This is a genomic window from Jiulongibacter sediminis, from assembly GCF_001306455.1.
In the GTDB taxonomy this organism is placed as follows: Bacteria; Bacteroidota; Bacteroidia; order Cytophagales; family Spirosomataceae; genus Jiulongibacter; species Jiulongibacter sediminis.
In genome coordinates this window covers 964,776-978,264 of record NZ_LGTQ01000006.1, presented here as the reverse complement: position 1 = coordinate 978,264, position 13,489 = coordinate 964,776, and the positions used below count along the sequence as shown (strand labels likewise).

11 protein-coding genes are annotated in these 13,489 nt (G+C 41.6%); 7 read left to right on the top strand and 4 right to left on the bottom strand.

What is annotated here, in order from left to right; translation table 11 throughout:
• Positions 1-30: 30 nt before the first annotated feature.
• Together AFM12_RS10100 and AFM12_RS10095 are read left to right on the top strand one after the other, a co-directional pair.
• Entirely contained in the window at positions 31-1,263 is a 1,233-nt protein-coding gene (locus AFM12_RS10100) for a LuxE/PaaK family acyltransferase (RefSeq protein WP_229308486.1), read from the top strand.
• A gap of 36 nt (positions 1,264-1,299) precedes the next feature.
• Complete coding sequence (locus AFM12_RS10095; RefSeq protein ID WP_055147482.1) at positions 1,300-5,169, top strand: AAA domain-containing protein; 3,870 nt, start codon at positions 1,300-1,302, stop codon at positions 5,167-5,169.
• Here the strand turns inward: AFM12_RS10095 and AFM12_RS10090 are convergent.
• Positions 5,117-6,184, bottom strand: a complete 1,068-nt coding sequence (locus AFM12_RS10090; protein WP_055147479.1) for a TerC/Alx family metal homeostasis membrane protein — start codon at positions 6,182-6,184, stop codon at positions 5,117-5,119. The two genes, AFM12_RS10095 and AFM12_RS10090, sit on opposite strands and share 53 nt — an antisense overlap.
• A 118-nt stretch (positions 6,185-6,302) precedes the next feature.
• Here AFM12_RS10090 and AFM12_RS10085 point away from each other — a divergent pair, with 118 nt between their 5' ends.
• Positions 6,303-7,043, top strand: a complete 741-nt coding sequence (locus AFM12_RS10085; RefSeq protein ID WP_055147476.1) for a glycosyltransferase family 2 protein — start codon at positions 6,303-6,305, stop codon at positions 7,041-7,043.
• Here AFM12_RS10085 and pnuC read toward each other — a convergent pair.
• On the bottom strand, positions 7,036-7,698 hold the full coding sequence (gene pnuC / locus AFM12_RS10080; protein ID WP_055147941.1) for a nicotinamide riboside transporter PnuC: 663 nt from the start codon (positions 7,696-7,698) through the stop codon (positions 7,036-7,038). The genes AFM12_RS10085 and pnuC overlap by 8 nt on opposite strands.
• 113 nt (positions 7,699-7,811) lie before the next feature.
• On the opposite strand from pnuC, the gene AFM12_RS10075 reads away from it, so the two are divergent.
• The 4 genes from AFM12_RS10075 to AFM12_RS10060 all read left to right on the top strand — a co-directional run bounded on the left by AFM12_RS10075 (position 7,812) and on the right by AFM12_RS10060 (position 10,745).
• Entirely contained in the window at positions 7,812-8,807 is a 996-nt protein-coding gene (locus AFM12_RS10075) for a c-type cytochrome (protein ID WP_055147473.1), read from the top strand.
• A gap of 63 nt (positions 8,808-8,870) precedes the next feature.
• Positions 8,871-9,599, top strand: a complete 729-nt coding sequence (locus AFM12_RS10070) for a DUF6503 family protein (RefSeq protein ID WP_055147470.1) — start codon at positions 8,871-8,873, stop codon at positions 9,597-9,599.
• Between the two features lie 53 nt (positions 9,600-9,652).
• A complete protein-coding gene (locus AFM12_RS10065) occupies positions 9,653-10,210 on the top strand; it encodes a TetR/AcrR family transcriptional regulator (RefSeq protein WP_055147467.1) in 558 nt (185 codons plus the stop codon).
• Between the two features lie 4 nt (positions 10,211-10,214).
• Positions 10,215-10,745, top strand: coding sequence for a DinB family protein (locus tag AFM12_RS10060; protein WP_055147464.1), 531 nt, complete (start codon positions 10,215-10,217; stop codon positions 10,743-10,745).
• Here the strand turns inward: AFM12_RS10060 and AFM12_RS10055 are convergent.
• On the bottom strand, positions 10,742-11,917 hold the full coding sequence (locus AFM12_RS10055; RefSeq protein ID WP_055147461.1) for an MFS transporter: 1,176 nt from the start codon (positions 11,915-11,917) through the stop codon (positions 10,742-10,744). The genes AFM12_RS10060 and AFM12_RS10055 overlap by 4 nt on opposite strands.
• Before the next feature lie 49 nt (positions 11,918-11,966).
• Entirely contained in the window at positions 11,967-13,433 is a 1,467-nt protein-coding gene (gene guaB / locus AFM12_RS10050; protein ID WP_055147459.1) for an IMP dehydrogenase, read from the bottom strand.
• Between the last annotated feature and the right edge of the window lie 56 nt (positions 13,434-13,489).

The window sequence follows — 13,489 nt, the reverse complement described above, 5'->3', positions numbered from 1 at the left end:
AAAATATCCTTTGAAAAATCACGATACTCTATGGCAGGCGTGAACGAAAATTCAGGTTCCTTAAAACAGGAACTGATGCCGATGGACAAAGCCAAAAAAAGAAGGAGTATACCGAAGTTTCTCAATGCGTCAAGTATTTTTGTAAGAACGAAAACCTATCTGTTTTGGTTTAAAAACGTTGCCGATTTAAATCAATTGCCCTGCGTGAACCTCAAAGACGAATTCAAAGCTGCTGTCATTTCACTCAAAGAAGATGATCCGGGTTTTGAGCCACTGGCTCTGGAAATCTTCAGGTATCAGGCCGAGCAAAATCCAATTTACAAAGCATTTCTAAAAAACCTTGATATTGATCCTTTGAAAGTTTCTCACCTGGAGAAAATCCCCTGCCTGCCCATTTCATTTTTCAAAAATCATACAGTGGTTAGCGGACAGATTGAGGTTCAACACATTTTTGAAAGCAGTGGTACCACCGGGTCTCAAAACGCTAGACACTATATCTCTGATCTGCCCTTTTACGAATTCCTGAGCCTTAAAAGTTTTGAGAAGATTTACGGTTCGGTGACTGACTACCATATTCTAGCTTTACTGCCAAATTACCTTGAACGAGACAGCTCATCACTGGTGTATATGGTAAAAGGCTTCATTTACAACAGCTTTTCTACGGACTCTGGTTTTTATCTGGATGAAATTGGAGAGCTGCTTTACCGCTTGAAAAGTCTTCTTCAAAACACAAGTAGAAAGGTGCTGTTGATGGGTGTCACTTTTGCCCTGCTTGACCTCGCTGAAGGAGATTTCAATCTTGATTTCCTAAGGAAGTACGAAGACAGACTTGTCATCATGGAAACAGGTGGAATGAAAGGCCGGCGGAAGGAGTTGCTCCGTGAAGAAGTACATCAGATACTCTCTGAAACTTTTTTTACTCAAAAAATTCACTCCGAATATGGCATGACTGAGCTGTTAAGTCAGGCTTATTCCACAGGCGATGGCTGGTTCCAGGCCTCGCCAAGCATGAAAGTGTTGTTGAGAGAAATAAATGACCCGTTTACTTATCTGCCAAGTTTTAGTTTAGGCACTACTAAAGCCAACTCAAAATCATATGGGAAAACCGGGGGGATTAATGTTGTTGATCTTGCTAATATTGACTCTTGCTGCTTTTTGGAAACTCAGGATTTGGGCTCATTTTCTGAAGATTACTCAAAATTCAAAGTCTTAGGCCGGTTTGACAATTCAGATGTCAGAGGTTGTAATCTCATGGTCATGTAGTAGATTTGCTGAAGCTTTCCTTTGTATCTTTAAATCATGCTTCAGCTCCTTAAGACATATCAAAAACGACTTGTCAACTTAACTTCAGGCAATCGATCCCTGTTACTTTTAAGGCCCTTTAAGAGGCAGTTCTTTGACCTCCACCAGCTTGATTTCGCCCTTAACAAACCGTCCTTTGAAATTATTGAAAACCTTCTGGCGGGTTCAAAAAGTTTTCCACTTTGTGCAAATCTTGACCCCAGAGATGGCAAAACCAACGAACTGGCTAAACATCTTAAACTAGTCAATAAAACAGATAAGACTTTACAGGAAGAACGTGGAGCTGAAGACCTTTACGTAGGCTACCCTATGATTCGTGGAAAACTTCTGGATGGCAGTCTAATACGTTGCCCGCTTACGTTTACACCCGTTGAATTATCGGTAGAAAACAATCAATGGCATTTAAAAAAACGAGATGGTGGAATTTTCCTAAACCGAAGTTTTCTGCTGGCCTTCAGCCATTTTAATGGTCTTCGGCTGGAAGAAGACCTTTTAGAAGCAAACCTTGAAGAACTAGGCAAATCGCCCCTCGAGTTCCTGACTAATCTGTACACACTTCTTAAAGCCAGCAGTCTTGAGATCAATTTCAACTCCGACTTATTTCAAGAAAAACTCTCGACCTATACTGCCCTTTCCAAAGCAGATTTTGAATCCACAGAAAACGGAGAGATCAAACTTTTCTCCCAGGCCGTTTTGGGTATTTACCCACAAACAGGCTCCTATATTTCAGCAGATTATAATTACTTGATAGAAAGTGGGCTGGGTGAGGCCTTCGATAACCTTGAGGATCTACTTGGCCAAAATACATCAGAGAATACGCGAATAAAGGAGGAAAATTTAAGCCTGCCCCTCCCTATAGATGCTTCACAGGAAGAGGCTATTCGGCAAATTAAATCCGGAAAATCGTTGGTGATACAGGGCCCTCCCGGTACAGGCAAATCGCAGCTGATATGCAATCTTATGGCAGACTATGCCGCCAGCGGCAAAAAGGTTCTGCTGGTCTGTCAAAAGAGGGCAGCCATTGACACCGTTTATGATCGCCTGAGTGAAGTGGGCATGCAGCCTTTCTCGGCCCTCATTCATGATTTCAAGGCTGACCGCAAAGGTCTGTATCAAAAAATTAGTGACCAGATCGACAGCATTTTGGCCTACAAGCATGAAAATCAAAGCCTCAATGCCATTTTTTTGGAAAGAGAATTTGACGCCACCTGTCGCAAAATAGACAAGCTGGTTGACGAACTTCATCAATTCAAAACAACACTTTTCGATAGCTCGGTATACGGGAAACCGGTCAAAGAATTATACCTCATGGCCGGCCATCAAAAAGACAAAGAAATAGACCTAAATGAACAGTTCCCTTTCTTCCATTTTGATACGCTGGATGAGTTTTTGAGAAAACTGGATACGCTGGAACGTTACCGCGATCAATTAGAAAATGAAAGTATCGCTTCCGTTTTCTGGCAAAAAAGAGTTGAATTTTCTGCCTTTGGCATGGATGAATTGCAACAGTTGAAAAACATAATTCAACATATTTCCACTCTCAAAAAACGTTTAAATAATATAGGATCCGGATTCAGTCTTGAGAATAGCAACGAACTCGAACTAGTTTCCCAAACCGAAGAATTGATCAAATCGGCAAATGATTTCAGTCATTTCAAAAAGTCATCCACTGACCAAAACTACCTTTCTCAATTAGTTTCGCTCAGGAATGAAATTTCAGGCTATCAATTTAATCCACTTGCTCTGCTCCTTCAAAAACCCGAAAATAAAACAGGTCTTGTCTCCGAAACTCTTGAGAAGCTGCAGAGTTTCGGAAGTCGCCTGAGCTGGAATCTTTTTAGCAAAAACAAAAAAGAGATAAGCGAACTGGCCGAGCAGTTTGGTTATGAGTTTAATAAAGAGGGAATAACCAAACTTCATAACAATCTTCATGAACTGATACGCTTCAGAGGTATTGCTCAGCAAATTGGGGTAAATAAGTCAAGCCCTGGTAAAGAAGAGGTACTTGAAACCATTGATGCTCAAATAATGCTGGCCGAGCTTTGGAAACACTTTGAAAACCAGGCTCCGTTCGCTACAAACTACCTTGAAAATCAACAAAGCTTTATTGCTTTTTTCAATGAATTGAAAGCTATTCTGAAAACTATTCAGACAGAGCAAAATCAGTGGCTAAAACTTCTCGGCACCGAACAGGTTTACGATATCCAGCCGGAGAATCAGTCGGATCTAATCGCATTTCTTGACCGGGAGTTTGAGAATATACAAGCCAGAGATGCTCTTTACCAAAGTCTCACAGCAACAGAGAAAAGCTCTTATCATCTTACTTCCGGGAGGTTTGAAAAAAACTATGCCCTTGGCTTCAAAAGGAACCTGATCATCCATTTCATTGAAGATCTGGAAAAAAAGAATCCGATTTTAAGAAATGTGAGCAGCATGCAAATGGAGCTTTGGGAGAAAGAATTGCAAGACCTCATCCTTAAAAAAAGGAAATTCAGTAAAGATCAATTATTGGTAAAATTGCGGGAGCACACCTATAAAAACATTGAGAAAAACCGCCTCGGAAACCCCACCACCTACCGTGAATTGAAACACCAAAGCACCAAAAAAAGGCAGATCTGGCCAGTAAGAAAATTGGTGGAAGAGTTTAGTCATGAGCTGTTTGACCTTGTTCCTTGCTGGATGGCGTCTCCTGAGACTGTTTCGGCCGTTTTTCCGATGAGTAATAAACCGTTTTTTGACCTTGTCATTTTTGATGAGGCTTCGCAGTGTTTTACTGAAAATGGCCTGCCAGCTATGCTCCGAGGCAAACAGGTGGTGATAGCTGGCGATAACAAGCAACTACAACCAAACGACCTTTATCGTGTCAGATTTGAAGAGGAAAATGAAGAAAATATATTGACAGAAATTGAGTCGCTTCTTGACTTATCTTCTCAGTTTTTACCGTCCACCACATTACGGGGCCATTACCGGAGCAAATCGCTTGACCTTATTGATTTCTCCAATCAGGCGTTTTATGGAAATAAATTAAAGCTTTTGCCCGATTTCAAAGAACTGAATGAAGGCGAGCCGGCTATTGAGTTTATCAAAACGGAAGGCGTCTGGGCCAATAATCAAAATACAGCAGAGGCCCAGCGAGTTCTTGAGTTGGTTCGACTCATCCGAGCAGCGAGCACCGAGAAAAGTATTGGGGTGGTTACATTTAATTTTCAGCAGGCTGAGCTGATTTCTGACACCTTGGCGGAGTATCCTAAAGTTCAGGTTAAAAACATTGAAAACATCCAAGGCGATGAATTTGACATCGTTATTTTCTCCATCGGTTATGCTCCTGATGAAAGCGGAAAATTGAAAATGAACTTCGGCTCATTGAGTCAAAAAGGTGGAGAAAACCGACTAAATGTAGCTGTCACCAGGGCCAGAGAAAAAGTATTGCTGGTAAGCAGCATTTTGCCGGAGGATTTGAGAATTAAAAACACCAGTAATGAAGGCCCGGCTCTTTTGAAGGAATACTTGAAATACGCCAAAGATGTATCTGAGAAACGATTTAAACCCTCATTACCCAAAATTCAAACTAATGGTTGGAGCCTTTTATTGAAAAATGAAATAAACCAAAGGTTTGAAAAACTAACCAATGAACTTCCCTTTGCCGATTTAGCAGAAAAAGAAGAAACTCACTTTCAGGATTTGATTTTAACGGATGACGAGCTCTTCTACTCCGCAGAAAGTATTAAAGAGTCCTACGCTTATTTACCCTTAACACTACGTCATAAGGGTTGGAATTATCACCGGACCTGGAGCCGAAACTGGTGGCAACAGCTTAAGCTGCCTTCTCCTCTTTTGGAGGAAAAAGAAGCGACAACACAATACTAATTCCTAAAATACCTACAATAACCAAAAGCGAATGCTGATTGGTAAAGCCCCACTCTTCAAGCCAATGATGGGCCAGCATTTTTACACCAATAAAGGTTAGTAATACACCCAAACCGTACTGCAGATAGGCAAACATATTGATGATATTGATCAGGAAGAAGAACATAGACCTAAGCCCCATTATGGCAAAAACATTAGAGAAAAAGACAATATAAGGGTCTTTGGTAATGGAGAAGATTGCCGGAATAGAATCTACGGCGAAAATAACATCGGTGAAAGCGATCACGATGATCACTACAAAAAGCGGGGTTACATAAATTTTGTTTCCGCGATATTTATTTTTGACAAAAAAGCGATCGTAAACAAATCGCTCATAGACGTTGAAGTATTTTGAAGTCAGCTTTACGGCCGGATGATTTTTTGTATCAATTTCTTCTTCATCATCCCCTGAGAAGAGTATTTTGATACCTGTGTAGACCAGAAACGCTCCGAAGATGTACAAAATCCAATCAAACTTTTGAATCAGGGCTGCACCAAGGAAGATAAAAATAAAACGAAGGATTATAGAGCCCAAAATACCCCAAACCAGCACTTTTTTGTAGTTCATCTCCCGAACACCGAAAGAGCTGAAAATTAAGATAAAAACGAAAATATTATCTACTGACAGTGAATACTCAACCAAATAACCCGTCAAATATTCCAGAGCCATGTTTTTCTGTAAAGCCACCTTTCCTGCCTCAAAGGATTCCGGCAGACTGATGCTCTTATAATACTTCTGAGTAACCGAGAGCAGTGCTTCAGGAGTACTGATATCATGAATCAGATATCCGAACTTTCTCAAAAAGAAATAAAAAGCTACAGCCAGAGCAACCCATATGGCACTCCAGATAGCCGCCTCTTTGAATTTCACGACGTGAGAACCGCCTCTTGAAAATGCACCAAGATCAAGCAGCATCACAAAAATGACAAAGACCGCAAACCCACCAAAGAACAATACCTCATTCGAAAATTCCATCTAAAACCTTGTTGATTAACCTTTTTTCAAGCTGCAAAAATGCACCATAATCTTCGGAATTATACTATTTTGGCACGAATATTAGAGCTATTTAAACTCCGAAAACAACCTTTTTCTGATGTATAATAAACTCAAAGTCGTCGTGGTAATGCCTGCATATAAGGCTGCTCAAACCGTTGAAAGAACCTACCGCGAAATTCCCTTTGACCTGGTAGATGAGGTAATTCTGGTGGATGATGCCAGCCCCGACGAAACAACTAAAATGGCTCAAAAGCTAGGGATTAAACACGTCATTACCCATCAGCAAAACCGGGGCTATGGCGGGAATCAGAAAACATGCTATTCGAAAGCTCTGGAACTTGGAGGCGACATTATTATCATGGTTCACCCTGATTACCAGTACACGCCAAAACTCATCAGAGCTATGGCCAGTATTATTGGTGAGGGGCTCTATCCCGTTGTTTTTGGTTCGAGAATTCTGGGTAAAGGAGCTCTCAAAGGTGGAATGCCGATCTACAAATACATTGCAAACCGACTTTTAACCTTTACCCAAAACCTTTTGATGAGCCAGAAACTATCTGAATATCATACCGGATACCGGGCCTACTCTGCTGAGGTTTTAAGAAGCATTGATTTTCAAAAATGTAATGACGACTTCATTTTTGACAACGAAATCATCGCTCAGATTTTTTCTAAGGGCTTTGAGATCGCCGAAGTCACCTGCCCCACAAAATATTTTGAAGACGCCTCTTCCATCAACTTCACCCGGAGTTCAAAATATGGTTTAGGGGTTTTGGGAGTTTCAGTAAGATATTTTTTGTCAAAAGCTGGTATTGTGAAATGGAGTCTTCTCAAATAGTCTCCTGAGCTTGATAACGCCTCGTCCACTCAATAGCTCCAAAAGCGGCGATGATCACAAAGATGAAATAAAGTAGTGCATACAGCTTCACATCTTTGATGTAATACATATATGTAGCAATAACATCAACCACAAGCCAGATCCACCAAGCCTCCACTTTTTTGCGGATTAGCATGAAAGTGGCCACAATACTCATCACCGTGGTAAAAGAATCCATATAGGGAAACGCAGAAGGCAAGCTGAAAAGCCTTGGAGCAATTTCATGAAGATTTTTTGAGAAGGTTCCCAAAAGCAAAGTTCCCACAATTCCTGCGGCCGATAGAAGAGAGAAATTACGTACAGTCAACTTCGTGATCTTTAGCTCATGCTGAAGATTGGCTTCAAACTCCTTCGGAAACTTCCATTGCCAGAAACCAATAATATTGGTGATGAAGAAAAAAACCTGAAGAAACATGTCAGGGTAAAGCTGAATCTGGTAGAACATCCAAAAAGCCAGCACAACATTGACAAGGCCTATAATCCAACTCCAAACATTTTCTTTGGCCGAAAGCCAAACCGCCACTCCACCCGTGAGAGTAGCAATTAATTCAATGAGGCTCATTGGATAACCTAAGACCGTAAAAAGAGCCTGGTTGACATCAAATAGATTTTGCATGCTCAAAGATGTATGATTTTTTAGAAGCTGACCAGCAGCTCCCATTAAATAAAAATCTACCTATTCATCGGTAAATATTTCTAATTTGAGGGAAATCAAATCGAATGCTAATCATGAAATCACTATTTAACATCCTGAAATGGGTGGCCGCCGGGCTTATTGTGCTCGTCATTGCCGCAGTTATCTATCTCAAATTCGGTCTACCGAATATTGATGCCCCTCAAGATTTGAGTGTTGAAATAACACCTGAAAGACTTCAACGTGGAGAATATCTGGCTAATAATGTCAATTTATGCATGGACTGCCACTCCAAAAGAAATTTTAGTGTCTATACCGGCCCTCCAACTCCGGGCACCGAAGGTGTGGGCGGCGATGTTTTCAATGAAGATATGGGTTTCCCCGGCACTTTTTATAGCCGAAACATTACTCCGCATAGTCTAAAAGACTGGACTGACGGCGAACTTTACAGAGCAATTACGTCGGGAATTGACAAAAACAACGAAGTTATTTTTCCGGTGATGCCATGGCAATACTATAACAAAATGGCCACTGAAGATGTATACTCGATTATTGCCTATGTGCGATCACTTGACCCGATAGCCTCTGAAAACAAAGAGTCAAAGACCAATTTCCCGGTTAGTCTGATTAAAAACACGTTTCCTTCAGAACCTCACCCCATGGAATTACCCGACAAATCTGACAGGGTGGCTTATGGAGCTTACCTCACTAATGCCGCGGGATGTGTAGAATGCCATTCTCAAAAAGATGCACAGGGAACAAACATTCCAGGAACAGAATTTGGAGGAGGCATGGCCTTCAAACTGCCGGGCGTTGGCACTGTTTATTCCGCCAATATTTCTCCGGACAGCGAAACCGGCTTAAAACATACAGAAGAAAGTTTTATAGCCACATTTAAGGCCTATGCAGATAGCTCCTATGTGCCACATGAGGTTCAACCCGGTCAAATGCAAACTATGATGCCCTGGATGATGTATGCCGGTATGACCGAAGAAGACCTTGGGGCCATCTACGCTTTCTTACAAACTGTTACTCCGATAAAAAATGAAGTTTCCGTGAAGTTTGAGCCTGCAGAAATTACAATGAAATAAGACCGCAAACTTCTTTGTCCCTAAACCCGTTTGTTACCTTAGCAAACGGGTTATTTATTTTATATGAAGCAAACTATTATCCTCATTTTTCTCTCTATTACTCTTTGGTCATGTAGTTCAAAGGAAGACCAGATCATTCGACAGACTATTTCAGCTCATGGTGGAGAGGCCTACAAGGACATGCATGTGACTTTTGATTTCAGAGGAATGCATTATGACTTCACCAAAAACGGAGGTTTATACAGTTATCAAAGAATACAAAACGACAGTTTGGGTAATGTGATTTCAGATATTTTGAATAATGAGACTTTTACCAGAACCATCAATGGAGAAGTCCAGTACCTGCCGGATAGCATGGCCAGCAAATACAGCAATTCCGTGAACTCTGTGGCTTATTTCTTCATGTTACCCGATGGTCTCAATGACCCTGCGGTCAATAAAGAGGTAACCGGAACCGTCAAAATTAAAGGTCAAAGCTATCATCAACTTAAAGTCTGGTTTGACGAACAAGGCGGCGGAAAAGACCATCAGGATATCTTCATGTTCTGGATCAATGAAAAAACTAATCTCATTGATTATTTGGCCTATTCATACGAAACCAGTGGTGGCGGCGTCCGTTTCAGAGAAGTCATTGAAAGACACCAGGTCGGGGAATTCACATTCCAGGATTATAACAACTACGGTTTTGAGGATGCCGAATATCTATTGAGCGATCTCCCTTTGGCTTTAGAAGATGGTAGTCTGCCGCTCTTATCTGAAATCAGAAATGAGAATATTCAGCTTTTGAAATAAAATCATTTACCAAACGATCGTTTTATTTTCAAAATCTTTCGTTAGCTTTGATTATGCCATTAATCAAAACCAACAAAGAGGAGATCATTGACACCGCCCTGAACGTCTTCAGAGAGAACGGATATTATAACACGTCAATGAGCGACCTCGCCAAAGCCTGTGGTCTTCAGAAAGGGAGTTTCTATCACTATTTTGACAGCAAGGAAAAGATGATGTCTGCCGTGCTTGATAAAGTACTTAGCACGCTCAATGCTGAAGTTTTCCCCATAGCCGATGACATGTCAATAAGCGACCGAGATCGTCTTCAAAAACTGATGCTGAGTATTGGTGAAATCATGCTTCAGAAAAGTGGAGGCTGTATTGCTGCCAATACCTCTTTGGAAACTAATGGTCAATCCGTGATTTTTAGGGATACCCTCAAAGCCATTTTTGATGGTTGGCAAAATGCCTTGCAAAAAATCTTTAGCAGTCAATACCCTGAAGGCACCTCAAAACGATTGGCAGAGCAAACGGTCATGGAATTTGAAGGAGCTGTCATGTTATCTCAATTGCATAGCAACGACCAGTACCTGAAAGATGTTTTTGTCAGAACCCTCGCTAAAATGAAATAGAACTATGACGCGTCAACAACTTATTCAAGACATTGATCAGAGCTATAATAATGTCATTGAGAAAATTAGTTCTGTTTCAGAAGAGGAGTTCTATCAAAAGAAAAATGGCAAATGGTCAATCGCCGAAAACCTTGCTCACCTTACTCTTAGTGCCAAGTTGATGAACCGGGCCTTAAATGCACCGAAAATTGGCCTGCTTCTCAGATTTGGCTTACACCTGAAATCGTTCAGAGATATTAATTGGATGAATAAAACATATGCTGCGGCAACCATTCCTTCTACCACGAGTTTTGAACCCAGAATGCAGCTTGAGAGCAGCAAATCATTTGAGTTAAAGGAATTCAAAGAAAAACATTTGGCTTTGATCAGCTCAGTTAACAAATGGGGTAATCCATCCCTCGACTTTCTGCAACTACCTCATATTGTTTTTGGCAAACTGAGTATTCGCGAATACCTGATGTTTATCGCCTTCCACATTCGCCATCATGAAAAAGCCATTGACCGAATAATTGCACCTACTCAATCTCACGCTTAAGCAACTTTGTACTTTCTCTTGTACCACATTAGAAAAATAAAGGCAAAAGCAGCCATAAGTAGGCAAAGCTGAAAGGCCCAACCGATTTGCTCCGGCTTGTTATTATACAGAAACATTGGTAGAATAGCCCCCGAACCTATTCCTGCCTCCAAAGCAATATACATTGTAGCCACAGCCCGTCCACGGGTTTCTTCCGTACACAAATCCACTGTCCAAGCCTGGTAAGATGGCGAAATGATTCCCCAGGCAATACCAAAAAAGAACCCTCCCAGGTAGAAATAGTAAACATGGCTGGTTACAGATGTCAGGCCTAAGGCTAAAACCATGATTAAAGCTCCCGCGATTAGCACATTCACTCTGCCTTTTTTGTCCGAAATTTTACCGCCCAGAATTCGGGTTAATAAAGAGGCCAATGTGAAGATCAGGAAATAGATTCCCTTATTTTCCAACCCATGAACTTTACTTAAATCAGGTGTAAGTGTCAAAACTGCTCCATAGCCGAAAGTGCTTAGGAAAACTACAACCGCCACCGGCCAAATGGCGGGATGGAAGATGTCATTCCACTTCACCTTAAAAGAAGCCAGTGAAAGACCCTCACGTTTCTCAGGCGGCAATGTTTCTTTCATTGAGACTAATATTGCCACCGACAAAAAAGCAAAAGCTGAAGATGTATAAAAAAGTGCGTCAAGATTAAATTGTTCAGCTATCCAGCTGCCCATATACGGCCCGAAGGCCATGCCCGTACTCGTTACAAAACCATAAATGCCCATAGCTTCACCCCGTCTTGTGACCGGCACCACATCAGCGATGAAGGCAGCGGTACCGGTAGGTTTAAAACCTGTAGAAAAGCCATGAATTAGTCGCAGAAATAGAAAGAGAAAAACGGTATTGACCAACGGATAGAAAAAACCGCACAAAACACAAACCAAAGCTCCAACCATCATTACCGGTACCCTACCCCAGGTATCTGTTAATTTTCCGCTGAAAGGTCTGGAGAGACCGGCAGTAAGGGTAAAGATTCCAATAATAAGGCCTTTATAATCCTCCCCTCCCATACTGCTCAGGTAATCCGGTAGTTCAGGAATGAGCATATTGAAGCTAGAGAAAAAAAGGAAAGAGCTAAAACACAGCAGCAAATACTGCCGTGTAAAGATTTTGGGTTTTGTTGACATCTATTCTTCGAAACAAAAAAAGCACGACCCTCGGTCGTGCTTCTCAATTTTATCTTGAGTAATTCGGTGCTTCCCGCGTGACCTGCACATCGTGAGGGTGGCTCTCGGCCATTCCCGAAGATGTTATTTTAACAAACTTGGCTTTTTTCAAAGCATCAATATCACCAGCACCACAGTAGCCCATTCCGGCCCTTAAACCTCCGCTTAACTGGTATAGCACTTCACCAGCTTTGCCTTTGTAGGCCACCCGACCAACGATACCTTCAGGAACGAGTTTTTTCACATCCGCTTCCGCATCCTGGAAATAACGATCTTTTGAACCATCTTCCATGGCTTCTACAGAGCCCATTCCACGATATGTTTTGAATTTACGGCCTTCAAAAAGAACCATTTCACCGGGAGCTTCGTCGGTACCTGCCAGCAATGAACCAATCATCACCGAACTGGCACCACCTGCAAGAGCTTTTACAATATCACCAGAGAAACGAATACCACCGTCAGCAATAATCGGTACACCTGAGCCTTTGATAGCCTTGGCCGACTCGTAAACAGCTGATAGCTGTGGCATCCCGATACCGGCAATAATTCGGGTAGTACAAATACTTCCCGGACCTACACCCACTTTAATCGCATCGGCCCCGGCATCAGCTAACGCTTTTGCGGCTTCGCCTGTTGCAATGTTTCCGCAGATCACATCTACATTGGAGAAGGTCTTTTTGATCTTACTCAATGTTTCAATTACCCCTTTGGAGTGGCCGTGAGCCGTATCAATACTCACAACATCTACACCGGCTTTAACCAAAGCCGCTACACGATCTTCAATATCAGGCGTTACCCCTACTGCAGCTCCACAAAGCAATCTGCCGTGCATATCTTTAGCTGCATTTGGCCTGTCCTTCTTTTTGAGAATATCTTTGTAGGTGATAAGACCTACCAATTTATGATCTTTATCAACGATAGGAAGCTTCTCAATTTTGTGCTCCATCAGAATGTTTTCTGCCTCATCAAGACCAATACCTAAATTCGCCGTAATGACATTTTCTTTTGTCATTATCTCCTCAATCGGCTTATTAAGATTGGTCTGAAAACGAAGATCTCTGTTGGTAACAATACCATAAAGGGTATCATTCTCAGTTACTACTGGGATCCCTCCTACTTTAAACTCTTTCATGATTCTCAATGCATCGCCCACCAACGCATTTTGAGGAAGAGTTATCGGGTCAATGATCATCCCACTTTCAGATCTTTTCACTTTTCTTACCTGCTCAGCCTGCTCGGTAATACTCATGTTTTTGTGAATGATTCCAATACCACCTTCCTGAGCAACGGCAATAGCCATCTCATATTCAGTAACGGTATCCATGGCTGCAGAAATCAGCGGAATATTTAACGAAATGTTTCTGGTAAGACGCGTTACAGTACTACAGTCTCTGGGTAAAACCTCAGAATAAGCAGGAACAAGAAGAACGTCGTCGTAGGTAAGTGCTTCAAAAAGAAGCTTTGAGGAGTCAAGCATTCGCAAATAATTTTAGATTTATTATTTGCCACGCAAAGCTATGAATAATATTCCAC